The organism is Paenibacillus sp. FSL M7-0896 (assembly GCF_037975415.1).
Classification (GTDB): Bacteria; Bacillota; Bacilli; order Paenibacillales; family Paenibacillaceae; genus Paenibacillus_AQ; species Paenibacillus_AQ silagei.
In genome coordinates, this window is record NZ_CP150250.1 from 2,765,228 (window position 1) to 2,789,482 (window position 24,255).

General features: G+C 52.4%; 20 protein-coding genes, 1 tRNA gene and 2 pseudogenes. 18 read left to right on the top strand and 5 right to left on the bottom strand.

Translation table 11 applies throughout. From position 1 onward, the window contains the following. Window positions 1–103: 103 nt before the first annotated feature. Window positions 104–2,017 (top strand): annotated as a pseudogene (locus MKY12_RS11555) (beta-L-arabinofuranosidase domain-containing protein). A 92-nt stretch (window positions 2,018–2,109) separates the two neighbouring features. Here MKY12_RS11555 and MKY12_RS11560 read toward each other — a convergent pair. Further along, complete coding sequence (locus MKY12_RS11560) at window positions 2,110–4,545, bottom strand: glycosyl transferase (RefSeq protein ID WP_339313899.1); 2,436 nt, start codon at window positions 4,543–4,545, stop codon at window positions 2,110–2,112. Window positions 4,546–4,650: 105 nt separating this feature from the next. Then, complete coding sequence (locus tag MKY12_RS11565) at window positions 4,651–5,706, bottom strand: LacI family DNA-binding transcriptional regulator (RefSeq protein WP_339313900.1); 1,056 nt, start codon at window positions 5,704–5,706, stop codon at window positions 4,651–4,653. Window positions 5,707–5,938: 232 nt separating this feature from the next. Between MKY12_RS11565 and MKY12_RS11570 the strand changes: the two genes are divergently transcribed. The 7 genes from MKY12_RS11570 to MKY12_RS11600 all read left to right on the top strand — a co-directional run bounded on the left by MKY12_RS11570 (window position 5,939) and on the right by MKY12_RS11600 (window position 15,244). Continuing rightward, complete coding sequence (locus MKY12_RS11570) at window positions 5,939–7,765, top strand: sensor histidine kinase (RefSeq protein ID WP_339313902.1); 1,827 nt, start codon at window positions 5,939–5,941, stop codon at window positions 7,763–7,765. Continuing rightward, window positions 7,740–9,380, top strand: a complete 1,641-nt coding sequence (locus MKY12_RS11575) for a response regulator (RefSeq protein WP_339255935.1) — start codon at window positions 7,740–7,742, stop codon at window positions 9,378–9,380. The genes MKY12_RS11570 and MKY12_RS11575 overlap by 26 nt, the downstream gene beginning before the upstream one ends. A 64-nt stretch (window positions 9,381–9,444) precedes the next feature. After that, window positions 9,445–10,359 carry a sugar ABC transporter permease gene (locus MKY12_RS11580; protein WP_339255937.1) on the top strand — a complete coding sequence of 305 codons (915 nt, stop codon included), beginning with the start codon at window positions 9,445–9,447 and terminating at the stop codon, window positions 10,357–10,359. A gap of 3 nt (window positions 10,360–10,362) precedes the next feature. Beyond that, entirely contained in the window at window positions 10,363–11,202 is an 840-nt protein-coding gene (locus MKY12_RS11585) for a carbohydrate ABC transporter permease (protein WP_339313903.1), read from the top strand. Window positions 11,203–11,232: 30 nt separating this feature from the next. Then, window positions 11,233–12,558 (top strand): extracellular solute-binding protein, encoded by a 1,326-nt coding sequence (locus MKY12_RS11590; protein ID WP_339313904.1) that lies wholly within the window; start codon window positions 11,233–11,235, stop codon window positions 12,556–12,558. Window positions 12,559–12,636: 78 nt separating this feature from the next. Further along, the gene (locus MKY12_RS11595; RefSeq protein WP_339255941.1) at window positions 12,637–14,286 is read left to right on the top strand and encodes a hypothetical protein; all 1,650 of its coding nucleotides are present in this window, start codon (window positions 12,637–12,639) and stop codon (window positions 14,284–14,286) included. A gap of 40 nt (window positions 14,287–14,326) precedes the next feature. Next, window positions 14,327–15,244, top strand: coding sequence for a glycoside hydrolase family 43 protein (locus MKY12_RS11600; protein WP_339255943.1), 918 nt, complete (start codon window positions 14,327–14,329; stop codon window positions 15,242–15,244). 448 nt (window positions 15,245–15,692) lie between these two features. On the opposite strand, the gene MKY12_RS11605 is transcribed toward MKY12_RS11600, so the two are convergent. Continuing rightward, window positions 15,693–16,970, bottom strand: coding sequence for a hypothetical protein (locus MKY12_RS11605; RefSeq protein ID WP_339255945.1), 1,278 nt, complete (start codon window positions 16,968–16,970; stop codon window positions 15,693–15,695). Window positions 16,971–17,214: 244 nt separating this feature from the next. Here MKY12_RS11605 and MKY12_RS11610 point away from each other — a divergent pair, with 244 nt between their 5' ends. The 7 genes from MKY12_RS11610 to MKY12_RS11640 all read left to right on the top strand — a co-directional run bounded on the left by MKY12_RS11610 (window position 17,215) and on the right by MKY12_RS11640 (window position 20,710). Beyond that, a complete protein-coding gene (locus tag MKY12_RS11610; protein WP_339255947.1) occupies window positions 17,215–17,349 on the top strand; it encodes a hypothetical protein in 135 nt (44 codons plus the stop codon). Between the two features lie 83 nt (window positions 17,350–17,432). Further along, complete coding sequence (locus tag MKY12_RS11615; protein ID WP_036729545.1) at window positions 17,433–18,104, top strand: stalk domain-containing protein; 672 nt, start codon at window positions 17,433–17,435, stop codon at window positions 18,102–18,104. Between the two features lie 184 nt (window positions 18,105–18,288). After that, a complete protein-coding gene (locus tag MKY12_RS11620; RefSeq protein ID WP_209877689.1) occupies window positions 18,289–18,834 on the top strand; it encodes a hypothetical protein in 546 nt (181 codons plus the stop codon). A gap of 182 nt (window positions 18,835–19,016) precedes the next feature. After that, window positions 19,017–19,640 carry a hypothetical protein gene (locus MKY12_RS11625; protein WP_339255952.1) on the top strand — a complete coding sequence of 208 codons (624 nt, stop codon included), beginning with the start codon at window positions 19,017–19,019 and terminating at the stop codon, window positions 19,638–19,640. Then, window positions 19,633–20,160, top strand: a complete 528-nt coding sequence (locus MKY12_RS11630; RefSeq protein ID WP_339255954.1) for an accessory gene regulator B family protein — start codon at window positions 19,633–19,635, stop codon at window positions 20,158–20,160. The genes MKY12_RS11625 and MKY12_RS11630 overlap by 8 nt, the downstream gene beginning before the upstream one ends. Before the next feature lie 2 nt (window positions 20,161–20,162). Further along, window positions 20,163–20,297 (top strand): cyclic lactone autoinducer peptide, encoded by a 135-nt coding sequence (locus MKY12_RS11635; RefSeq protein WP_081751311.1) that lies wholly within the window; start codon window positions 20,163–20,165, stop codon window positions 20,295–20,297. 17 nt (window positions 20,298–20,314) lie between these two features. Beyond that, on the top strand, window positions 20,315–20,710 hold the full coding sequence (locus MKY12_RS11640) for a LytTR family transcriptional regulator DNA-binding domain-containing protein (protein ID WP_209877684.1): 396 nt from the start codon (window positions 20,315–20,317) through the stop codon (window positions 20,708–20,710). 84 nt (window positions 20,711–20,794) lie between these two features. Here the strand turns inward: MKY12_RS11640 and MKY12_RS11645 are convergent, their stop codons facing one another. Continuing rightward, window positions 20,795–21,325: a GNAT family protein gene (locus tag MKY12_RS11645; RefSeq protein ID WP_339255957.1), complete on the bottom strand. Its 531-nt coding sequence runs from the start codon at window positions 21,323–21,325 to the stop codon at window positions 20,795–20,797. Between the two features lie 316 nt (window positions 21,326–21,641). Between MKY12_RS11645 and MKY12_RS11650 the strand changes: the two genes are divergently transcribed. Next, window positions 21,642–22,184, top strand: coding sequence for a hypothetical protein (locus tag MKY12_RS11650; protein ID WP_339255959.1), 543 nt, complete (start codon window positions 21,642–21,644; stop codon window positions 22,182–22,184). Between the two features lie 123 nt (window positions 22,185–22,307). Then, window positions 22,308–22,859: pseudogene (locus tag MKY12_RS11655) on the top strand (Rpn family recombination-promoting nuclease/putative transposase); the annotation flags it as partial. Between the two features lie 151 nt (window positions 22,860–23,010). Here MKY12_RS11655 and MKY12_RS11660 read toward each other — a convergent pair. Continuing rightward, window positions 23,011–23,082, bottom strand: a tRNA-Val gene (locus tag MKY12_RS11660). Window positions 23,083–23,320: 238 nt separating this feature from the next. Between MKY12_RS11660 and MKY12_RS11665 the strand changes: the two genes are divergently transcribed. After that, window positions 23,321–24,130, top strand: coding sequence for a helix-turn-helix transcriptional regulator (locus tag MKY12_RS11665; protein ID WP_339255961.1), 810 nt, complete (start codon window positions 23,321–23,323; stop codon window positions 24,128–24,130). Window positions 24,131–24,255: the final 125 nt, after the last annotated feature.

Sequence of the window (24,255 nt, forward strand, 5' to 3'; positions counted from 1 at the left end):
ATGCTGAAGAGGAGATGCTACAATGAGTCAATTTGAAGGTGCAAAGGTTCGGACAACCGTTCAACCAGATCATTCCGGTCATTCGGATCAGGGAGGCCACAGAGTGCACGTTCAGGATGAATTCTGGGGCCGTTATATCCGGTTGGTGCAGGAGACAGTGATTCCTTATCAATATGAGGCGCTTCATGACCGCGTGGCCGGGGCTGAACCGAGCCATGCCATTGCCAATTTTGAAATCGCTGCCGGAAGAAGACAGGGTAAGTTCGGGGGCATGGTCTTCCAGGACAGCGATGTAGCCAAGTGGCTGGAGGCAACGGCTTATTCCCTCAGCATCCGGCGGGACCCGGAGCTGGAACGCCAGGCGGACGAGGTGATCGATCTGGTAGGAGAAGCACAGCAGGCCGACGGATACCTGAACACTTACTTCACTGTCAAGGAACCGGGCAAGCGCTGGACGAATCTCCAGGATTGCCATGAACTGTATTGCGCCGGACATTTCATCGAAGCTGCAGTGGCTTATTATGAAGCGACCGGTAAGGACAAGCTGCTGAGTATTATGCGCCGTATGGCCGATCATATCGACTCTGTCTTCGGAACGGAGGAAGGCAAGCTGAAGGGCTACGACGGTCATCAGGAGATTGAGCTGGCGCTGGTGAAGCTGTACCGGCTGACAGGGGAAGAGAAGTATCTGAAGCTCAGCCTCTTCTTCATTGACCAGCGCGGGCAGGAGCCGAACTTCCTGCGCCAGGAATGGGAGGGCCGGGGCAGGGTTACACATTGGGGCGGCCAGACGGATCAAATCGATATGGCCTACAATCAGTCCCATATACCGGTCCGTGAGCAGACGGTAGCCCTAGGCCACTCTGTCCGCGCCGTCTATATGTATACCGCCATGGCCGACTTGGCCCGCCTGACCGGAGATGAAGCACTTCGCGAGGCGTGCCTGCGCCTGTGGAACAATATGACAGAGAGACAGATGTATATCACTGGCGGAATCGGCTCCACCCATCACGGCGAAGCATTCACCTTTGATTACGATCTGCCTAACGATACGGTCTATGCGGAGACCTGTGCTTCGATCGGGCTGATCTTTTTTGCCAGACGAATGCTGGAATTGACTCCAGATAGCCGTTATGCCGATGTGATGGAGCGTGCGCTCTATAATAATGTACTCGGCTCGATGGCGCAGGACGGCAAGCATTATTTCTACGTCAATCCGCTGGAGGTCTGGCCGCAGGCCTGCACCTGTAATCCCGGCAAACAGCATGTGAAGGCGCAGCGCCAGGGCTGGTTCGGCTGTGCCTGCTGCCCGCCGAATGTGGCGCGCCTGCTGACCTCATTGAATCAGTATATCTACACTGAACACAGCGATACGCTCTATACGAATCTGTATATCGGAAGTGAGCTTATAACCCTACTTGGAGGAACAGAGGTGAAGGTCACTTAGTCCAGCAAGCTTCCATGGGAGGGCATAGTCACACTGAAGGTTGATCCTGCGGAAGCCGGGGTGTTCGGTATCGCCCTGCGTATTCCATCGTGGAGCAGCGGAAAGGTCCGGATCAGCGTCAATGGCGGGCTCCTTCCAGCACTTGATGCTTTGGAGCAGGGTTATGCGGTAATCCGCAGGGAATGGCAGCCCGGTGACATAGTGGAGCTGATGCTTCCAATGGAAGCGCACCGTGTATACGCCCACCCGGAACTGCGGGCTAATGCCGGGAAGACGGCTATTCAGTACGGGCCGCTGGTCTATTGTCTGGAATCTGCGGATAACGGCGAGCCGCTAAGCTCAATATCTCTAAGCAAGGAGGGCAGGTTCAAGGAGGCTTATGATGAAGAGCTGCTTGGCGGAGCTGTAGTAATCCGGGCGGAGGGCTACAGGGTGGAGGAGCAGAGCTGGAGTGGCGGACTCTACGGCAGCACCAGGGCGGCAGTACAGCCGATGGAAGTAACGGCAATTCCGTACTATCTGTGGGGCAACCGCGGCAGCGGAGAGATGAAGGTATGGATACCGGAGTAATTCCGGGGGCCGCCTGTCCATGAACGAACAACCCGGTTGTACCGCCTAAGCGGACAACCGGGTTGTTATGCTTTTATAGGAGTGATAGATAATTAGCCGAGAGTGACTACAACCTGATGAACAGCACCGTCGCCCACAGGAGCGATAATGTTGCCTTCCACGGCAGCGCCGTCGAGGGTCAGGCTGGCTACGCCTTTGGATACATGGTTCGGATTCTGGATCGAGATTACATAAGTGTCGCCACGGAAGACGCGGGTAATCTCGAAGCCGTCCCATTCTGCAGGGATACAAGGGTCAACCTTGAGCCCGGCAAAGTCTGCCTGAATCCCCAGGATGGACTGTGTAATCGCTACATAGTTCCATGCTGCTGTTCCTGTCAGCCAGGAGTTCTTAGCTTCGCCGTGACGTACAGCATCTTTACCGGCGATCATCTGAGAGTACACGTAAGGCTCCATCCGGTGCACTTCGCTGATGTCTTCCAGGTAAGCCGGAGCGATTTTTTTGTAGATTTCGAAGGCTCTGTCGCCGTGTCCAAGGACCGTCTCCGCAATCATGATCCAAGGGTTGTTATGGCAGAAGATCCCCGCATTCTCTTTGTAGCCCGGAGGGTACGTGGAGATTTCACCCAGGTTCAGATAGTACTTGGAATACGGAGGCTGCTGCAAAACGATACCATAGTCCGTATCCAGACGTTCCTGCACGGAAGTCAGGGCGCGGGCTGCTTCACCGTTCTCTACACCGATTCCGGCCATTACGCACATGCCTTGCGGCTCAATGAAGATCTGGCCTTCCTCGTTCTCCTTGCTGCCGATCTTGTCGCCATAGTGGTCATAAGCGCGCAGGAACCAGTCGCCGTCGAAGCCGTGGGACAACGTGATGGCACTCATGTTCTCGATCTTGGCAACAGCGTCAGCGGCTACATCATCCAGTCCGCGCATCCGGCAGATCTCGGCATAGTCCGGTCCAACGAAGACGAACAGACCTGCAATGAACACGGATTCCGCTACGCCGCCTGCGATATTCTCCGTAGTCTGGAACGATTCGCCCGGTTCGGTGGAGAAGCAGTTCAGGTTCAGACAGTCATTCCAGTCCGCGCGTCCAATCAGCGGCAGGCCGTGAGGCCCGAGGTTGTTCGTGACATGCTCGAAGCTCAGCTTCAGATGCTCGAACAGGGTTGCAGTGTGATCCGGATTGCTGTCAAAAGGAACCTGCTCATCAAGGATCGAATAATCGCCGGTCTCCTTAATATAGGCTGCTGTACCCGAGATCAGCCAGAGTGGATCATCATTGAAGCCGGAGCCGACTTCATTGTTGCCCTTCTTGGTTAGCGGCTGGTACTGGTGATACGCGCTGCCGTCAGGGAACTGGGTAGCGGCGATATCGAGAATACGTTCTCTGGCGCGCTCTGGAATCTGGTGGACGAAGCCGAGCAAGTCCTGGTTGGAATCGCGGAAGCCCATACCGCGGCCAATGCCGGATTCGAAGTAGGAAGCGGAACGGGACATGTTGAAGGTAACCATACACTGGTACGGATTCCAGATGTTCACCATCCGGTTCAGCTTGTCGTCCCCGCTCTTAATCTGATATTTGGACAGCAGGTTATCCCAGTGTGCAGCCAGAACCTCCAGGGCGGCATCCACCTGGGCATCTGTAGCGAACTGATCAATAACAGCCTGAGCCGGCTTCTTGTTGATCACGTTCAGGGCTTCCCATTTCTCATCCTCAGGGTTCTCGATGTAGCCGAGCACGAAGATGAAACTTTGAGCTTCGCCAGGCTCCAGCGTGATGTCAAGGGCGTGGGAGCCGATCGGTGACCAGCCGCTGGCGACAGAGTTAGTAGCCTCACCGGCAGCAACCGCCTGCGGAGCATCCAGGCCATTGTACATGCCCACGAACGATTCGCGGTCCGTATCGAAGCCGGCAATTTCTTTATTTACAGAATAGAAGGAATAGTGGTTTCTGCGCTCGCGGTATTCTGTTTTGTGATAAATGACGGAATCCTTCACTTCTACTTCGCCGGTGCTGAGGTTACGCTGGAAGTTGGTCATATCATCATTGGCATTCCACAGGCAGAACTCGGCAAAAGAGAACAGCTTCACGGTCTTCTTCACATCGCCTGTGTTCTTAACAACCAGACGGTGGACTTCCGCATTATGGCCCATCGGTACAAAAGCAAGTTGATTCACGGAAATGCCGTTACGCTCCCCTGTGATAGAAGTATAGCCGAGACCGTGGCGGCATTCGTAGAAGTCCAGGTCCCGCTTCACTGGCATCCAGCCCGGGGTCCAGAAGTCCCCGCCATCGTACAGGTAGTAATAGCGGCCGCCGGTATCCAGCGGAATATTGTTATACCGGTAACGGGTAAGTCGTCTCATCCGCGCATCGCGGTAGAAGGTATAGCCCCCGGCAGTATTAGAGATCAGGCCGAAAAACTGCTCGTTGCCGAGGTAGTTAATCCAAGGATAAGGTGTTTTGGGGGTGTTGATTACATACTCTTTGCGGGTGTCGTCAAAAGTTCCGAATTTCATGAGAGACAAGTCTCCTTTCGATTGTGAACGCGCGTTTACAGAGCGGAGAAAAAATTCCCTCGGGGCAAGGGATTTTTCTGGATCTGTCTGAATCGGAGTGTAGCTCTACTTCTTCGGCGGCTGACAGGAATCTCGGGTAATCAGACGCGCCGGAAAACTGATGGTGCTGAAGGTAGGCTGCTGTGAATCACACAGCTCAATGACCTTCTCGACAGCGGCTTTGGACATTTCATAAATCGGCAGACGGACGGAGGTCAGCTTGGGATGAATCCGCGCAGCAAGCTGCACATCGTCGAACCCCGCAATGGAGATATCCTCCGGCACGGAAATGCCATGCTCCGAGAACGCTTCCATCGCCGAGATAGCCATATCGTCATTGGAAGAGAAGAAGGCTGTCGGCAGCGGGCCGCCGGAATCCAGCAGCTTCTTCACTTCCTGATAGGCGGTTTCCTTGAGAAAATCACCCGGAAGGACGAAGTCCTTCCGCAGGGCAAGGCCATGGCGCTTCAGCGTATTCTCGTAAGCCATGTAGCGCTCCCGTCCGGAATAAGTATTCATCCGTCCGCAAATCATGCCGATCTCCTGATGGCCGAGACCGATTAAGTACTCAATGGCTTCTACCGTACCTTCATAATCCTTGGAATTCACAATGGCGAGATGATTGCGGTCCAGATGCTCTGACATAATCTCTGAAATGTCATAATCGATCAGCACCAGCGGAGCGCTGAGACCGACCATTTCCCGTACAATCCCGATATCCTTCTGGGTCCCGACAATAATGCCGCCGTCAATCCGTTTCTGCAGGAAGGCTTGCTTGACCTTCAGGAAGTCGTCGGGAGAATAGACGGTGTGAATCAGAACATAACAGCCGCGGGCATTCGACGTATCTACCACAGCATCGACGAACGGGGCAAAATAATTGTTCTGATAGATCCGCGTCGCATTCTCCTTCTCGTTCATGCTGATGGCAAACAGCCCGATCGTGTCGGTCTTCTTGCCGGCCAGCGCCCGGGCGAAGCTGTTCGGCTCGTACTGATGCTGTTCAATCACCTTCAGCACCTTGGCCCGGGTCTCTTCAGGGACATTGGAATAGTTGTTGATCACACGGGATACGGTGCTTCGCGAAACCCCGGCTAGCTTGGCAATATCTTCGCTTCGCATAATGTACCCCCTCTAATGTAAACGCGCGTTTATGAGTTTATTGTAAAATAAACCGGTCCGCAGGTCAATCGTCCTCTGCAATATTTTTACCTAGGCATTCAAGCGGTTTCCACTTGCCGGATTCTCCGTTCTGCGTTACAAATAAATGCAGTAAACAAAATGTACCACGGGAAAGGCAGGAACAGATCATGATACAGGCATCCGCTTCGCATTTGAGCAAGGAGAAGGAGGGATGGCTATCTTTTACTCGCTGAAAAACCGACTGATCGCATTCTTCGTTGTGCTGCTTGTCTTGTCCTTCGGCACGATGTCGCTGCTGCTGTTCAATCAGGCGCGCTCGATTATCCGCTCTTATATCGAAACGTCGGCACTGGAGAAGATGGACGAATACGGGTCCTTTATTCATATGGCGCTCCAGCAGAGCTATGACTTGTCCTCTCTGGTCTATAACAGCGATATCACCCAGAAGTGGGATGCGATACTTACCCAGCCGGCTTCCACCGAAGGGCAGAGGATGCTGGCCAGCATCAACATGAGCAAGTTCCTGACCCAGACGACGAATAATTATTCGATCGTCTCCTCGGTCAACATCTACCGCAAGGAGGGGCTGCGGGTCGGGGCCGAGAATCAGGTGGTGGCAGATAGCTCGTTTAGGCAGGAAGCGTGGTACCGCAACTTCATCGAACACAGCAATCACTGGGTTCCGGCCCATACCGATGAGGCGGAGATCAAGGGAGCTAAGCCATACGAGGTGGTGAGCCTGCTGCTGCCGATCGGGATCTTCGAGCCTTCGCTGGCGAGGAATGTGATGAAGGTCAACATCAAGGCGGACTACCTGCTGGAGCCGCTGAATCGTATACATCTTGGTGAAAGCGGTACCATTTTCCTGCTCAACGAGCAGGGCAGTCCGATTCTGTCCCAGCAGGAATACAGCACCCATCCGGAGGCGGCGAAGGAGGTGGAGCGGGTGCGGGCTGGACGGGAGGCGCAAGGCGTGGTCTACCTGAAGGACGGGCAGGGAGCATCTCATATTCTCGTTTACAAAAAGCTGGCCATCACCAACTGGCTGCTGGTCGGCTTCGTCTCGGAGCAGGACCTGTACGCCAATCTGTTCAAGCTCCGTAACAGCATTATAGTATTCGCTTCGCTGATGCTGGCGGCCGCCTTTGCGCTGGCCTACTGGATCTCAGCGGGCATTACCAAGCCGCTCTCGCGGCTGGTCTCGGCCATGCGCCATGTGCAGAAGGGCGACTTCGCCCAAGCCGAGCGGCTTACCTTGCCGGAGCGCAGAATCCAGAGTGAGGTGGACTATGCCACCGTCACCTTCCGCAATATGGTCAAGCAGCTATCGCATCTGATCCGCACCGAGTTTGAACAGAAGCTCCTGCGCCAGCAGGCTGAATACAAGGCGCTCTTGATGCAGATCAATCCGCATTTCCTGTTCAATACGCTGGAGCTGATGAGCAGCCTGGCGATCCAGCAGCGCACGAAGGAGACGGTTACGGTCATAGAATCGCTGGGCAAAATGCTCAGGTTCTCGCTGCGGATCAGCGAGGATCTGATCCCGCTGCGCGAGGAGCTGAAGGTCGTGCGCTATTACATGTCCATCCTGGAGGTCCGCTTCGGTGCGGGTCTGGATCTGCGGCTGGACGAGGAGGAGGCGCCATACGATCTGGAGATCGTCAAGTTCCTGCTGCAGCCGCTGATTGAGAATGCGGTGAAGTACAGCTTCATTCACCAGGCTAAGGCCAAGGTACGGATTACCGTCAGAGCGGACAAGGACCAGCTGGTTCTCTCCGTCGCCGACAACGGAATCGGAATGGACCCGGAGCTGCTGCGCGAGCTGAAGGATCAGGCGATGCACCAGCAGCCGGAGCAGTTATTGCAGAGCATGACCCATCAGATTGGACTGCGCAATGTACTGGCCAGATGCCGGCTGTATTACGGAGGGCTCTTCACCCTAAGCATAGAATCAAGCAAGGAGGCGGGCACCTGCATCACGCTGGGCCTGCCCCTTCAGAGGAGGAATGACCATGTACCGCGTATTGATCGTGGATGATGAGCCGGAGATCCGCCAGGGCCTGCGGCTCAAGGCTGACTTTGCAGCGCTGGGCCTCAGCGTAACCGGAGAGGCGGGCAACGGCATGGAGGCCATGGAACGGCTGGCAGGCCAGGCGGTTGATATTGTCATTACGGATATGAACATGCCGGTGATGAACGGCGTATCGTTCCTGGACGATTGCCGCAGGCTGTACCCGGAGCTGAAGCTGGTAGTCATTACAGGCTATGAAGATTTCCATTATGCCAAGGCAGCGATCCGCAATCAGGCGCGTGATTATCTGCTCAAGCCGGTGGCCGCCGATGAGCTGACGGCCGTGCTTCAGAAGCTGAAGGACGAGCTGGATCAGGAGCGCAATGACCGTGACCGGCAGGCGGTGAATGAGTGGCGGCTGTCCCAGTACTACAAGGAGATGAAGGAGCATTTCCTGGTGCAGCTTGTCAAAGAGGAAGTGGAGCCGGTCCATGCGCTGAAGGAGCGCGCTGCGCTGTTCGAACTGGACGGCTGGGACCTGACGCAGGTGCGGTTCGTAACGGCCGGACTCCGTGAGCGTGCGGGGGAGGCGGCGGCGGTGCCGGAGCCTGGGCACGGCAAAGGTTCAGCGCTGCCGGAGCGTACGCCGGGCAAGCTGCGGCTGCCGTTCGAGCTGCTGACCAGGGAATTCGCGGGCAGCTCCGGGGAGCGCTGCCAGGTGCTGCGGGACCCGAGCTATCCAGGGCTGGTCCACTTCATTCTCCAGGATGCGCTGACCGATATGGACCGCTTCTGTGCAGAGCTGGCGGAATGCGTCGCCGCCCATCTGGGCTTCAATCCGGTGATCGGCTACAGCGGCGGGAAGCTTGGATTCCTCCGCTGGAAGGAAGGCTACCTGGAATCTTTGCTGGCCTGGAACCTCTCGGAGAATGCGGCCCAGCCGCCGGCCGAAGGAAGAAGCGAGCCGGGACTGGTGCTTACGGAGGAATTGACACGGACCCTGCGCAGGCTTCTGATCCAGGGGGAATGGGACGCCTTCGGGCAGAGCATCCGCCAGGAGCTGCAGCAGGCGTTCTCCCAGTCCCGCTCCTGCCTGGTGAAGCTGATCTTCCAGCTCTGCCTGCTCGTGGACGGGGCGGGTGCAGAGGCTGCAGACGTCAACATCCAGTCCCAGGAGCTATGGCTCTATCCTGAGGCGGTTCACAAGCTGGATTCGGTGGACAAGGCCGGACAATTCCTGCTGGAGCGGGCGGTCTCCGTGTACCGAATGATGCAGGGGGCCGGCGATGCCGAGGATTCGGTCATCCGCACAGCGACGCAATATATCGACAGCAACTACATGTATGATCTTAACCTGACCCAGCTTGCCAGACGGTTCAATTACAATTCCTCCTATTTCTCGGAGCTGTTCAAGGCCAAGGTGGGCCGGAGCTTCATGGTCTACCTGACTGACATCCGCATGGCCCAGGCCACGCATCTGCTGTTGACGACAACGCTTAACCTGTGGGATATCGCCGAGCTGACCGGCTTCTCGAATGCCAGCTACTTCAGCTCCAGATTCAAAAAAATGTATGGAACCTCCCCGTCGGACTTCCGCCAGCATCCACCTGAAAAATTCAGTAGTCAACAGCCGAAGAAATAGCATTCAAGCAAGCAGCGTTGCTTTCTATAATGAGCCTATATCCATGAAGAAGGAGAAGGCGCATATGAAGACAGCACACAGATCGGCGATGTGGAGAAGGAGCGGTACCGCTTACCTGTTCCTGCTTCCCTGGCTGATCGGCTTTTTCGGACTGACACTCGGGCCTATGCTGGGCTCCTTGTATCTGTCCCTGACCAAGTACGACCTGCTCAATGCCCCGCAGTGGCTGGGCCTGAACAATTACAGGCACATCTTCACGGCAGACGAATACTTCTACAAGTCTCTTACCGTGACGTTCAAGTACGTGCTATTCTCTGTTCCGCTCAAAATGGCCTTTGCCCTCCTGGTCGCCATCGTCCTGAACAAAGGCATCCGGGCGCTGGGCATCTACAGAACGGTGTATTACATTCCGTCCCTGCTGGGAGGAAGTGTGGCAATCGCCATCGTCTGGCGGCAGATTTTCGACGGGGAAGGGCTGATTAATCACTTCCTGGCCTGGTTCGGGATCGAAGGCCCGTCCTGGATTGCCCATCCCAGCTATATTCTCTCGACCATCGTCACGTTGTCCGTCTGGCAGTTCGGCTCCGCGATGGTCATCTTCCTGGCCGGCATTAAGCAGATTCCTGCGGACCTGTACGAAGCGGCGCAGGTGGACGGAGCCGGGAAGCTGCGCCAGTTCGGCCGGATTACGCTGCCGATGCTCTCACCGGTGATCTTTTTTAACCTGGTCATGGGGATTATCAATTCCTTTCAGGTGTTCACTCCGGGATATGTCATTGGAGACGGGCGCGGCGGTCCGGTGAATTCCACCCTGTTCTACACGCTGTATCTGTATCTCAAAGGCTTCTCCTTCTTCGATATGGGGTATGCTGCCGCTCTGGCCTGGATCATGCTGATCATCATCGGCCTGTTCACCTCCATAGTGTTCGTGAGCTCCAAATTCTGGGTGTTCTACGGCGACGGAAAGGACGGGCGATAATTCATGACAGACGACAAAATGATCTTTAGGCTAGGCAAACATGGCGTCATTATTCTGTTCGGGCTGTTGATGCTGTATCCGGTGCTGTGGCTGCTGTCTAGCTCCTTCAAGCCGAATGCGCTGATCTTCTCGGAACCGGGGCTGTGGCCGGGGAAATTTACGCTGGAGAACTACGTGAACGGATGGAAGGGGCTGCAGGGCATCTCGTTTAGCCGCTTTTTCCTCAATTCTGCCACGATCTCTGTCCTGTCGGTCATCGGGAACATACTGACCTGCTCGCTGGCGGCTTATGCGTTCGCCCGGCTGGAGTTCCGCTTCAAAAGTGTGCTGTTTGCCTGCATGCTGGTGACCATTATGCTGCCTTACCATGTCGTGCTGGTTCCGCAATATATTATTTTCAGCAAGCTGGAGTGGGTCAACACCTATTTGCCGCTGATCGTGCCGAAATGGCTGGCGCATGACTCGTTCTTCATTCTGCTGATGATTCAGTTCATCCGCGGCATCCCGAAGGAGCTGGACGAGAGTGCCACGATTGACGGCTGCGGCCAGGGCCAGCTGTACTTCCGGATCATTATTCCGCTGCTGGTTCCGGCGCTGATTACAACGGCGATCTTCACCTTCATCTGGTCGTGGGATGATTTCTTCAGCCAGATGATCTACCTCAGCCGGATCAATCTGTTCACCGTGCAACTGGGTATACGCTCGCTCTATGATCCTTCGGGCTCCTCCGACTGGGGCGCGCTGCTGGCGATGTCGGTGCTGTCACTGGTGCCGATTATGACGATCTTCATGCTCTTCCAAAAGCATTTCCTGGAGGGCATCGCTACGACCGGCCTGAAATGAGCAAGCGATTACAATTATTCTTGGGGGGATATGTTTATGAAGAAAAGCTTAGGTCTTACGCTGAGTGTCCTGCTGCTGGCAGCCACAACCGCCTGCTCGGGCGGCAATAACGGCAAGCCTGCGGCGGCCGGCAACTCCGGCAGTGCGGGAGCTTCTGCGGATCAGGTGGAGCTGCGGATTATGTGGTGGGGCGACCAGAAGCGCGCAGATAAGACGAACGAGGCGCTGCGGGCCTTCGAGTCGAAGCACCCGAACATTAAGGTGGTCGGGGAGTTTGCTCCGAACTCCGGGTATTTCGACAAGCTTAATACCCAGCTCGCTTCGGGCACAGCGCCTGATGTGTTTTTCCTGGGAGGGAACGTAACTGATTACGCCGCGAAAGGTGTGCTGCTGGACTTACAGCCCTATGTCGGCCAAGAGCTGGATCTGACGGATATGGACCAGACGATGGTGGAGTACGGAACGCTGGGAGGCAAGCTGGTGCATATCTCAGCCGGGGCGAATGCCCGGGGGATGGTACTCAATACGGAGTTGTTCAAGAAGGCTGGAATGGAGGTTCCGGCAGACGGCTGGAGCTGGGAGGATTACGCCCGCATCAGCAAGGAAATCTCCGATAAGCTGGGCAAGGGTTATTACGGCACCTACAACTTTACCGTTGAGGGGATGGACATCTATATGAAGCAGCGCGGCAAGCAGGTCTATGATATGGAGAAGGAGGCGCTGGGCTTCGGGCAGCAGGATGCAGAGGAGTGGTTCAACTACTGGTACGGGATCACTAAGAACGGCGGAATGGTCACTCCATCCCTGCAGGTATCCAATCCTCCGGGAGACACAAGTAAATCCCTGGTCGTTACCGGCAAGGTGGCGATGAGCCTGATTCCGTCCAACCAGTTCGCCGCTCATCAGAATCTGACTCAGGATAAGCTGACCATGATTCAGGTGCCGCGCGGGCCGAAGGGAACGGGGGTTGTCTTTGAATCCAGTCAAGGGTTGTCCGGTTATGCCAAGACCAAGCATCCGAAGGAGGTCGCGGAGCTGATGAACTTCTGGATCAATGATCCCGATGCCGCGCAGATTCTAGGCAGTGACCGCGGCGTGCCGGTGACCTCCAAGATGCGTGACCTGCTGATGAAGGAGGCTACGCCGCTGGAACAGACCGTGTACGACTTCACAAGCCGTGTATCCGAAGCGACGAAGAAGGAGCCGTTTGCCGTCAGCTATAACCCGCCGAATTTCACCGAATTCACCAAGCTGGCGGAGACCGCTGTACAGGAGATCGGTTTTGAGCAAAAGGATGTCAAGCAAGGGGTAGAGGATTTCTATACAGGCGCGACGCAGTTATTCGGAGCCCAGTAGTCATATCCCGGAAGCGGGCTGCCCCCGGCAGTCTGCTTCTCTGTCTGGAGAGCAACTAAAGTTACAGGAGGGAATGGAATGACGGGTAGTGTACTGGAGAGACTGCGGAGGATAGCGGTGGACGACCGGATTAGAGTGCTTAAGAAAGCGGCGGACCGGGATTCACTGGAGGAGTGGAAGCAATCGGGCGTGGCCTTCGCGGCTTCATCGGAGAACATGGAGAATGTCTATTACTCTGCGCTGCACAAGCTGCTGGACTGTATCGTGCCGATGGACGGAGGCGGACTTGTGCTGCATGAAGGCGGGGTCTATCTCGGGAGCTGGCTGGAGAGCACGGGTACGATCTGCGCTGAACGGCTGTCGCGGTTCATGCCGGAGGTGGCGGGAGCGACCTTCCGGCTGTTCGCCGACCAGCAGCGGCAGGATGGGCTGATGCCCTACAAGGTGACGCCTGCGGGACCGGCCTACCGGCAGATTCAGATGGTGACGCCGCTGGCCCGCAGCGTCTGGAATCATTATCTGGAGAACGGGCGGGATAAGAGCTTCCTTCGCTCCATGTATCAGGCGATGGGCCGGTTCGACCATTGGCTGCATATGTACCGCAACACTAGAGGGACCGGCTGCGTCGAAGCCTTCTGCACGTTCGATACCGGACATGACCTCTCGCCGCGCTTCTGGCATGTCCCCGACACGCCCCATCTGGAGGATGCGGGACAATATAACCCGGATTCGCCGCTGCTGCCTTTTCTGGCCCCGGATTTAACGGCCAATGTCTACTGTCAGCGGCTCTACCTGTCCAAGATAGCGGTGGAGCTTGGCGGGAGCGGGGACGAATGGCGTGCCCGGGCAGCGGCAAGCAGCCACAGCCTGTTCAGCCATTGCTATGACGAAGAGGATGAGTTCTTCTATGACCGGGATCGCGGAGGCCGGTTCGTCCGTGTACAATCGGATGTTCTGCTGCGTGTGCTGGCCTGCGAGGTGGGGGACGGGGTGTTTTTTGCGTCAGCCCTCCGCCGTTACCTGCTCAATACCGGCAAGTTCTTTGCCAAATATCCCTTCACCTCCATTGCGATGGATGATCCCAGGTTCGACCCTTTCTCCAGCTATAACACCTGGGGAGGTTCGTCGAACTTCCTCAGCCTCATCCGTGCGCCGCATGCCTTCGAGCAGCACGGGCGTTATGTCGAGCTGACCTGGGTCATCCTGCCGATCCTCGCAGCGTTCTCGCGGATGACCCGGTTCGGGCAGACGTTAAGCCCATGGACCGGGGAAGAGGGATATACGGAGACCTATTCACCTGCGATTCTCTGCCTGCTGGACTATATGGAGCGGCTATGCGGGATCGTGCCGGTAGCCGGAGAGGAGCTATGGTTCACCGGCCTGCTTCCCTATGACATGGATCATGGCCAAGAGGTGGCCCATGAGACCGGATACCGCCGGACCGTGGACGACACGGTCTTCGAGCTGGTTACTACGCGTGAGCGGTCTGTAATCTACCGTAATGAAGAGGAGTACCTGACCTTTCCATATGGTGTGCGTGTGGTCCTGGGCCGGGGCGGACAACTGCTGAAGCTGATCGGCATGAGTGTCCGCCAGATCGAAGGGAGTCTGTGCTATGAGGGCCAGACGCTCCCGTTCACCATCAAGGGCAACGAGCAACTTGAATATGCGGACGGCGGTTTCGTGAGCGTCAGCGATATTGGAGTGGTACTGCCGGAATACAGGTAGATCAGGGAGAGTATAAGAGCGAAGTGAGGAGAGGGTCTAAATGAACCACCCGATGAGAACGACAGCGAATAGCGAGCTGCAAATCAGAGATCCGTATGTGCTTCCGCTGGCCGGAGAGGGGCAAGAGGCGGGCACCTACTATTTATATGGCAGCACCGACAGCAATATCTGGGGCACGGGCACGGGGTTCAACGCCTACACCGGCACAGATCTGGAGCACTGGGATGGCCCGTTCCCGGTCTTCCGGCCGGAGCCGGATTTCTATGCGGAGCGGAATTTCTGGGCACCGGAGGTCTATGGTTATGGCGGCAATTACATCATGTTCGCCACCTTCCGGCGCAAGGACAATGATCTGCTGGGCACCGCCGTTCTGATATCGCTGCATCCGCTGGGTCCGTTCATCCCGCATAGTGAGGGGCCGGTGACTCCGCAGGAGTGGAGTTCACTCGACGGAACGCTGTATGTGGACCGGCAGGGCCAGCCGTGGATGGTCTTCTGCCATGAGTGGCAGCAGACCGGGGACGGCGAGGTCTGCGCCATGCGGCTAACAGAGGACCTGCGGAGTGCCGCTGGGGAACCTGTTGTTCTGTTCCGGGCATCCGAAGCCCCGTGGACCACTCCGTTTGAATCCAAGCGTTATGCGAATCAGCTTAATTATGTCACGGACGGGCCGTTCCTGTTCCGCTCAGCGGACGGCACCTTGTATCTGCTGTGGGCCAGCTTCATTAATAATACCTACGCGCTGGGTATCGCCCGTTCCGGGAGCGGAGAGATAACCGGACCCTGGCTTCATCAGGAGCAAGCGCTCTACCAGCAGGACGGCGGTCACGCCATGGTCTTCCGCACCTTCAGCGGTCAGCTGATGCTGGCCATCCACACGCCGAATCAGACGCCTGATGAACGGCCGGTGTTTGTGGAGCTGGAGGAGCAGGACGGTGAGATGAGAGTGAAGGCGTAGGCACTTACGCGGGCAGGCGGGCAGGGGGAGGGCAAATCTGCGGGTAACTAGTCTGCGAGGAATCAGCGGCGGTTCAGCAACAAATCAGCAACGAGGCAAGAACATCACTCTCCCTGCGATTTAGGCTCTAAATGTAATTTGTACAACTAAAATGGGCAAATATTGCGCAGGGAGAGCTTTAGTTGCACTCTGTACACTTATAAGTTACTCTCATGGCGGGAAAGAGCGTTTTCCTCAAATTTAGCTGTACAGAATACAACTATCCCTGCGCGCCAGCCAATTCGCCGTCATTTAGCTGTACAAAATACAACTATCTTCCAAACGCTGCCCATTCCCGGGTGAAGTTTGATTTGCACTATCGGAGTAACCTAAGCCTGTAAACGAACAAAACGATTGCCCTCCTTTAAAAAGTGGCAATCGTTTTTGGGTGCAGGTAACCTGCGGAAGCTTATTCGATATCAATGCTCCATTGTCCGTCTGCTTCCACGGAAAAGACATAAATTCCGTCGGATTCGATTTTTTCCGCTGTGGAGCCGGAGTAGTTCCCAATTTCATTAACCAGCAAGAGGCTATCATTCACTTTGACAGCAAAATTGGATTCACCCGTGTGCTTAGATGTGAACCGGGTCAGCTTGCTTTGCAGCCTTGCAAACACAACATCGTTCCCCTTACCGGATAATTTAACCGGAGCGCTCTTGACGTTCTCAGGGATGCTCTGCTTAATATCTGCTTTCCACGAGCCATCCGACTCCACCTTCAGCATATATTTCCCGCCGTCAGGAATCACGGCTAAAGATTTTCCTTTGTAAGGCCCAATTTCATTCACGAGCATTTTTTTGGTATCTCCTGTTTCATCGTACATATAGATCACAAAGTTAGAATCCCCGTTGTCTGTTGCCTCAATTATGGCGATCCCGCTGTTCAAATAGAAGAACTCTGTAGCCTGGTCCTTTTTCCCTTTGAGATGTATGACTTCGTCCTTTGCTGGCGCTGGCGTAGCGGCTGCAGATGTGGCTGAACTAGGTATCCCTTGGTATAACGGCAGCAGCTCAGCGTATAGCTTTTCAACAGTTGCCTTGTCATCCTTTTGAATGGCATTAGCCATTTCCTTGTATTTGCTTTGATTTTCCTTAATTATAAAATCCACGCTACTGAGAAAATATGCTGAAATATCATCTTTAATTTCTTGGGTAATCTCCTTTTCCAGATAGCTTTTCGCTAAATTAAGTCCTCTCGATCCAAACTCCTGATCTGCTTCTAGGTAGGTCATATCCGTATCTCCGCCAGAGGGTACATCCGTTTCATCGGGTGTAGGTGTGGGATCCGGGTAGCGGCTGGCAACGGAAGCAGGTAGAACTCCACCAATTTTTGTGAAAAGCTTCTTTACATTTTGCACATCATTTTTCTCAATAGAGTCAGCAATCTCCAGGTAAGTGAAGGTATTCTCTTTATCCTCCCGGGCCTTAATCCGGATGTTATTGGCAATTTCTTTGGACGACTCAATATTCCATGAATTAGTACCGAAGTTCTCTAGGTATTCCTGCGTCTTATCTTTCACTGAGAAGTTCTTCAGCTCTGGCGCTGGAGTAGGAGAAGCAGTCGGAGCAGCAGAAGGAGTCGCCGTTTCGGCTTGAGTAATCTCAGCAGACCCGCCACATCCGCTCAATATCACAGGTGAAGCTAAAAGAGCAAAAGCTAAAGTCATTTTGGATAATTTTTCGTACATCAGTAATTTCCCCCAAATGTTTAATCATACTTAGCCAGTATAGCAAAATTGGATTATTTCTACAGTGAAATTTAATAGAACTTTGCATTCCTTACACAAACGTGCCAAACTTGTTATGATTAGGATATAGATCTTATATCATTTTGAATGGGGGATGTAAGCTGTGTATATGACAGGTTTTGGGTCCTTGCTCGCTGGAGGGTTCAGTATTTTTGCTCTTTTACTCTGGTTGAGTTGTCTGGGAATGGGGATATATTTATTTGTGCTGGTGGTGAAGCTTGCCCGCAGGGGAATCATTGCGCTGGATTTGTACAATCACTCCAAAAATCTGGAGATACGCGAACGTTACGAAGCGGCTCACCGGAGAGATGAGTTCTGAATGATTGCATCTGATGGCAGGATTTATTATACTCCCAATAAGGAATATTCAAATTTGTTATAAATGGAGAGGAGTATGATCGAATGAAGAAGAAGATGACTGCTGCACTGACTGCATTTGCCGTACTTGGAGGAATGGGCACAGGTGTGTACGCCGGAGCCAACCTGCAGGAGATCAAGGCATATCTCAATCCAAGCATCAAATTCAAGATGAACGGCCAGCCCGTACAGCTTAAGAATGGCAGCGGTGCGGTGGTTGCCCCAATTTCCTATAAGGACACAACGTATCTGCCGGTCCGTTCCGTATCCGATCTGCTGGGAGTTACCGTTAAGTTCGATGCTGCAACCAACACCATATCTCTGGGGGAGCAGACAGCGGGCGTACCAATCGCTACAGGTTTTGACGACATGTATCACACCAAAGATCCGGGCAAGACGGTCTTCAAGGACAAGGATTACAAGGATGTCTTCTTCGATAACGCCAGTGGTGACCGAGGCACTTCATTCATGCTCCACCCGAACAAAAAATATCAGAAGCTTTATCTCCAGGTAGCCGCGATCGGCGGAGAGATTAAAGACTTCGCGGTACAAGACAGCGACACCAATACTGTGTTGAAGAAGCAGACCATTGACCCTGCCAGCGGGCTTACTACCATCGAAGTGGATATTGCCGGAGTAAGCAGCCTGTATGTCAACGGAGATGTGAAGGATGGAACCTCGGTCTTCGTTCCGCTTACGACATCGTATTATAAATAAATTCTGAACTTATACATCATTCACGAATGACCCGGGAGCCTTGGTTTCCGGGCTTCTTTTTGTCTATTCGTTGTTTTGAGGAAAAAGAAAATGGGTACTATCCGGTAAGCCTGTGAATCTAACTGGCCATGTAACTTTCAATGAATTGACGAGGAGTGAGAAGATGTACACCAAAAAGCTAATAATGTCCTTATCCTTGACGTTGTCCCTCTTGGCCCTCAGTGCCTGCGGTAATGCTGAGGATAAGCCGTCCACCGAATCGATGCAGACCACTGCACCGGCAACAGAGACTGTGCAGACTCCAGCGCCGACAACAGAGGCCGAACAGACTCCAGCACCAACGACAGAGCCGGAGCAGACCCCTGAGGCGACGGCCGGAAGTAACGAGACGGCTGCCGGATCTGCGGACCTGCCAAAATATCTGCCGGAGGACTTCCCGATGCCGGAGAATGTAACGGAGACCATTCTTTCGAATGCGGAGGAGAATGAGGGCAAGAAGACGGCATTGCTGATTTTTAGAACAACGGATAGTATGGAATCGGTAACGAAGCTCTATGATGATTATCTGGCTTCCAAGCTGGGCGATCAGTCCGTGAAGACTATCGATCCCAAGAACCTGATCATTCAAGGCAAGACCAAGGACGATAAGCAGAGCTGGTCAATCATTGGCGGTCCGCTTGCGTCTCAGGAGGGAACCGTGGAGGTTAACGTCATTTGGTCTGAAATTTAGTACGGACAGCCAAGCTGCTGTACACAGAGGAACATCCGTTGAGGCTCGATTCAGAGCGGCCAACGGATGTTTTTTTGATTTGATAAAAAGTGTCGAATTTTGTAATTAAGTAGTATACGTCAGGTGCGGCGGGGATATATAATTAATCTTGTGAACGAAAATTAGTCAGGCGGTGTTATGGTTTGTCGTGGGAACCTGTAGGCTTTATGTTTTTCTCAACGATAGAGACGCTTGCGCTCTATTATCTGATTATGTCTCTCTATAGATTCAAGTGGAGATGGTACATCTGGCAGGCTTTATTTGTCATCTTGCTGAACAATCTGCAAAGCTATCTGTTACGCAATGAACTGGGTATGTCGAATGTTGCACCACTTGTTTTAATCTTGATTTTTATCTTCTTCTTCGCTGCGGTGGTGAGGATGCCGCTCATTCTATCCATCATCGCAACAATATCAGGATTTGCTATTTTTGCCGGGATTCAGACGCTGCTCACCCTGCTCATGTTCGGATCTATATCGAATATTGGTAGTACCGCGAACGGATATTTTCTACAGGTGGCGACTGCGGCCATGGTGTTTGGTGTCTTCGGGTTTCTGTACCGCAAAGGCAAGGGCTTCACATTCGATCTGGATAAACTCCGCTTTAAGATAGAGGATATTCTGCTGTCTCTGCTGATTTTCGGCTTCGTAATAGGGATTTCAGTGCTACTCTACTATAATGATATTCTGCTAAATGCCTTGATTTTCCTGGTGATGACTGTATTCCTTCTATATTATTCCACCCGGAGGGAGCGGGAAGATGCTTGAATTCATGTCCGGCAAGCTGGCATTTACGATTAAAAATATCGTACCTGAGCACCCGGCATCCTACGCTGTCCTGAAATTTGCTATTAGCGTAGTGCTTAATGTGGTGTTTATTATTGGGCTGACGCTGGTAGTATCCCTGTTGACGGGCAGGACAAGTGAAGCTCTGCAGATTCTGATCTCCTTTGCCGTATTACGTCAGGTGTCGGGCGGGGTCCATCTAAAATCTGGTATAGCCTGTGTCTTGTTTACGGTAAGCTTGTTCACAGTACTGTCCTTCGTGGAGCTTAGCTCCTTCTACGTTATGTTATTGAATGCAGCGAGTCTGTTAATAGTTTTCTGGCTGGCGCCCATTGGGATTGAACGACAGACCCGGATTCCGAGGCGGCACTGGCCTAAGCTGAGAATCTTGGCGTTACTGCTGGTAGCTGCCAATATCGTTATAGGCTCATCTGTTATCGCAGCCAGCTTTTTGGCACAATCCATCAGTCTGATTATAGCTAGAAGGGAGGTGAACATCTGACAATGAGAGCTTTGCAGCGCAAAGTAGTGTATAAGCTTGCTTCTGGTTTGTCCGCCTTGGCTGCCCTTATCGTGTTGGTTACAGCAAGTGTATTATACATTAATCAACCGGAGGTTCCTGAAGAGTTACTTAAATAACATTGGAGTTGATCCCTTTGAGCACGATATCTGTTACTAGAGACACAGAGGGAAACACTGGTGTATTCTCACTCGATATTGAAAAAATAACTTTTATGGAATTTGAACGGACTATCTATCGGATCATTGTCCATACGTACGATCAGACCTTTTATACAGTAGGTACGCTGAAATATTGGCTTAATACCCTGGCCAGTTCAGGATATAATTTCGTTCTAGCAGATAGAAACACGTTAATTCAGGTTTCTAACATTATCCAGCTGGATAAGACGTTTCATATTGCTTATTTTGGGGAAGACCACAGAGGAGTCGAGCAAAAGTGTTTTCTGTCAGAGAAGGGCTATAAAGAAATTCTCAAATACGTAAAGACATCCGCATCGGATATTCAATTAGTGGAGCTGCCCCAGTGGTAGCTTTGTTTTTTATGGTATATAAAATTAGGCTGACCCTGCGCAGTTCATTCTGTAGCGCTTGGGTCAGCCCTTGTTCAGGTTAGCTTAATCTGCAGCTAATCTGGAATACATACACAGATCAATGAAGCTTCCTTTGGACCGCTCACTCTGCCTCAGTGTTCCTTCCAGCGAAAAGTTTAATTTCTGCAGTACCTTAATAGAATTGATATTAGCAGGCTGGGCCTTTGCTTCTATTCTATTGAAGCCCAGTGTATCAAACGCATAATCTATTAGTGCGCGAAGGGCTTCAGGCACATATCCTTTTCCCCAGCACTCGCGGCTAAGGTCATAACCGATCTCTGTCTTGGCATTGTCATAGTCCAGCGCATTGAAACCACAGGAGCCGATAATCCGGCCGGATTCTGCTTCCGTGATGGAATAGCGGATCGCCTGATTCTCGGTGGCTAACTTACCCAGCAGCTCAATCATTTCCACGGCCTGACTCTCATCCGTGAAGCTGCTGATATTCATGAACCGGGTGACTTCAGGATCGGACCAGATCGGGAACAGGCTGGCTGAATCGGCGGTGCGCATTTGTCTTAATACTAATCTCTCGGTTTGTAATTCTGTAATCATCAATAAGTTACCTCCATTAAATATATATGGTATTGGTGAGGTGCAACTATTGATATCTGCGCATAGTTCAGTCCTTTCCGTGTGTAAGCTACCTCTATTATATAGAATGCAAGGGAGGAAGTTAAGATCGATTCAGGACCGTTTCAACAAATCTTCATAAAGAAGGGTGCTTTGCTTGGTGGCGATCTCAGGTTTTGATAAATATCTGTCAGCAACCATGCAAAAAAGAGGCTTACGGTCAGTCCTGTCAGGGATGCTACTGTTTCGTATTCCTCCTAACAAGGTAAACTTTAGATAAAAGGATCTGGAGGGTATTATGAGAAAAACGGTACTGGTAATGTTGTTCTTGTTCGTATTGACGGCATGTGCGGATTCAAAGGACGGGGTAACCACCAAAGACTTAGCCATTCAAAAGGTGAACGATCATAAAGCCGTTGTTGAGTATGGAATGAGCCGTGCAGAAGTGGAAGAGGTATTGGGCAAGGGGGAGGATAAGGATATTGCGAATTCAGTCATGTATAGCTCTGGCGTGAGGATTATGTACCGGGAGGATAAAGTGGCAGGGATTACTCTGGCAGAGGAATCGAAAGATACATATGAAACCACTGGCGGTTTTAAAATTGGCATGTCTAAGGATGACTTCAAACAAATCTATGGCGATCAATATCTGAAGGAGATGGAGCGCAACCTGGATTATGCTTACGATGCCACCAACAAGCGATATTTGCAGGAGAAAGAGTGGGTGGCGAAAGCGGAAGATGACACGAAAATATATGTAATTTCAGCCATGTTCAACGGTAAGGGTGAAGCAGACGCCGTTGTATTGGTGGATAAGCGAATGGCGATAACATTAAGGTAGAGGGGGGGCTGAAAGATAAAACATGTTCTTGTATGTTTCATAGCGCTTAGGGGACAGAATAGCAGTATATGGAGCCCAAAAAGCTGGCCTTGTCTACAACGAGTAGTTCTGCCATGATATAATCAGTGTTTGAAGAAGTGTGTGACGATCAATATACTGAACTACTCCTGTCTGCCGAATGACCGTCATCATAATGTGTTTCATCTTCGGGAAGATCATACCGGGATATCTCTTAACAATGATCTTGAGATTCATGTGATGGAATTAACAAAGCTTGAGGAGCAGGCCGTTCCATTAACTGGTGGTCTGATTAACTGGTTATTATTCCTAAAGGGTGTTGAACAACCAAATTGGGAGGTGCTAACCATGAATGAACCGATGTTGAAAAAAGCAATGGATACGCTCGAGTTCCTGAGTCAGGATGCCGCTACAAGGATGGAGTATGAAGCCCGGATGAAGTATTTGCGTGATGAGGCATCACGGATGAATGGGGCTAAGGCTGAGGGGCGAGCTGAGGGACGAGCAGAAGGGCGAGTAGAGGGTGAACGAAAAAAGGCAGAGGCAATGGTGCGTGAACTTCTTGCTCTTGGAGTGGAAACTTCCATTATTGTTAGAGCCTCTGGCCTCTCAGAGCAAGAAGTTTTAAGCTTGAAATCACTAATGGGTAGACACTGACCATGAATGAACCGATGAGAAAAAGAGAAACTTCTAGAAAGCTCTTGGCAATGGAGCAATGGAATTAAAAATTTAAAACTGTTGCAATGATAACAACGAAAAACGAAGCCGATCTTATGATCGGCTTCGTTTCTTTAAAACTCTCCATATATAGGACGGATGGGGTTCGAACCCATGACCCCTACCCTGTCAAGATAGTGCTCTCCCGCTGAGCTACCGTCCTGCAACGAAATTTATAATAACACAGGACGTAAGGGAATGGCAAGATATTTTTTACTATGATACAAATGATACCTTTAATCATAACTCTCCCACACCACCACAATGACAAAAACCCACGACACCCCACCTTTATTAAATTACAATATTGGCGCTTGTCTGGAAGTTACTTAACCAACATAAAAGGTGGAATTCTATCATGATTGTAAAATTTAAAGTAATGCCGAAAGGAGGCCCAGCTCATGAGTTACGAGATTACGAGGTTTAGGCGTCTTGGCGACTACCTGAGATCACGCCGGGAACGTCTGCAGCCTGAAGCTGTAGGGATCAAGGAAACGAACAGTCAGCGCAGAACACCGGGGCTGCGTCGGGAGGAGGTTGCGGTTCTGGCTGGTCTCAGCAGCACCTATTATACTTGGCTGGAGCAGGGCAGGGAGGTTACCGCCTCCAGAGAGGTCATGGAGAGTCTCAGTCAGGCGCTGCGGTTGTCGGCAGATGAGCGTAAGCATCTGTTTGAGCTATGGAATCCGGGCTTGCCGGATACACTTGCTTCTATAGATACAGCCAGTCCGGAGCTGAATCCGCAGTGGCGGAATATTATCCGCCAATTGACTTATCCGTCTTTTATTACGAATGAGCGGTCTGAGTTACTGGCCTGGAATGATAAAGCGAGTGAAGTGCTTAGTGATTTCGGAGGTCTGCCTGCTTCAGAGCGCATTATGATGCGTCTTCTGTTCCTGGATCTGGAGCTGCGCCGCCGGATGCGGAACTGGGAGGAGTTCGCAATCTATTCAGTAGGGGTGTACAGAACCTATTATGACATGAACCTGCACGATCCTTGGTACAAGGAGATGGTCGATCAGCTCCTGGAGGACAGTGCGGATTTCGCTGAGATGTGGAAGCAGCACAATATTCAAGGCAAGAAGGTCAACCGTGTGGTCATAGAGAGTCTTGGCACGAGCCAGCCTGTAGTCTACGATATCAATTCGATGGCCAATCTGGCGGATCACCCGGGTCTGCATATTTGTATCTATACCCCTGTCATAACGTAGTAGAGAATCATCTGAAGGCGCATTTTTACAGGTCTGTTGCTGCTCCCTGGTAATGATCTTACTAGCATGAACGTACTGTGGCTGCTCCACGGCAGGACGGTTAGAATAAGGTCATGTTCATAAGA

What these genes read in the sequence shown, in the direction of transcription:
- MKY12_RS11565 (WP_339313900.1), bottom strand. Translation starts at nt 5,706, where the DNA reads ATGCGAAGCGAAGATATTGCCAAGCTAGCCGGGGTTTCGCGAAGCACC.
- MKY12_RS11560 (WP_339313899.1), bottom strand. Translation starts at nt 4,545, where the DNA reads ATGAAATTCGGAACTTTTGACGACACCCGCAAAGAGTATGTAATCAAC.
- MKY12_RS11620 (WP_209877689.1), top strand. Translation starts at nt 18,289, where the DNA reads ATGTCCTTATCCTTGACGTTGTCCCTCTTGGCCCTCAGTGCCTGCGGT.
- MKY12_RS11665 (WP_339255961.1), top strand. Translation starts at nt 23,321, where the DNA reads ATGAGTTACGAGATTACGAGGTTTAGGCGTCTTGGCGACTACCTGAGA.
- MKY12_RS11650 (WP_339255959.1), top strand. Translation starts at nt 21,642, where the DNA reads ATGAGAAAAACGGTACTGGTAATGTTGTTCTTGTTCGTATTGACGGCA.
- MKY12_RS11585 (WP_339313903.1), top strand. Translation starts at nt 10,363, where the DNA reads ATGACAGACGACAAAATGATCTTTAGGCTAGGCAAACATGGCGTCATT.
- MKY12_RS11610 (WP_339255947.1), top strand. Translation starts at nt 17,215, where the DNA reads ATGGGGATATATTTATTTGTGCTGGTGGTGAAGCTTGCCCGCAGGGGA.
- MKY12_RS11590 (WP_339313904.1), top strand. Translation starts at nt 11,233, where the DNA reads ATGTTTATGAAGAAAAGCTTAGGTCTTACGCTGAGTGTCCTGCTGCTG.
- MKY12_RS11595 (WP_339255941.1), top strand. Translation starts at nt 12,637, where the DNA reads ATGACGGGTAGTGTACTGGAGAGACTGCGGAGGATAGCGGTGGACGAC.
- MKY12_RS11575 (WP_339255935.1), top strand. Translation starts at nt 7,740, where the DNA reads ATGTACCGCGTATTGATCGTGGATGATGAGCCGGAGATCCGCCAGGGC.
- MKY12_RS11645 (WP_339255957.1), bottom strand. Translation starts at nt 21,325, where the DNA reads ATGATTACAGAATTACAAACCGAGAGATTAGTATTAAGACAAATGCGC.
- MKY12_RS11600 (WP_339255943.1), top strand. Translation starts at nt 14,327, where the DNA reads ATGAACCACCCGATGAGAACGACAGCGAATAGCGAGCTGCAAATCAGA.
- MKY12_RS11630 (WP_339255954.1), top strand. Translation starts at nt 19,633, where the DNA reads ATGCTTGAATTCATGTCCGGCAAGCTGGCATTTACGATTAAAAATATC.
- MKY12_RS11605 (WP_339255945.1), bottom strand. Translation starts at nt 16,970, where the DNA reads ATGTACGAAAAATTATCCAAAATGACTTTAGCTTTTGCTCTTTTAGCT.
- MKY12_RS11570 (WP_339313902.1), top strand. Translation starts at nt 5,939, where the DNA reads ATGGCTATCTTTTACTCGCTGAAAAACCGACTGATCGCATTCTTCGTT.
- MKY12_RS11615 (WP_036729545.1), top strand. Translation starts at nt 17,433, where the DNA reads ATGAAGAAGAAGATGACTGCTGCACTGACTGCATTTGCCGTACTTGGA.
- MKY12_RS11635 (WP_081751311.1), top strand. Translation starts at nt 20,163, where the DNA reads ATGAGAGCTTTGCAGCGCAAAGTAGTGTATAAGCTTGCTTCTGGTTTG.
- MKY12_RS11580 (WP_339255937.1), top strand. Translation starts at nt 9,445, where the DNA reads ATGAAGACAGCACACAGATCGGCGATGTGGAGAAGGAGCGGTACCGCT.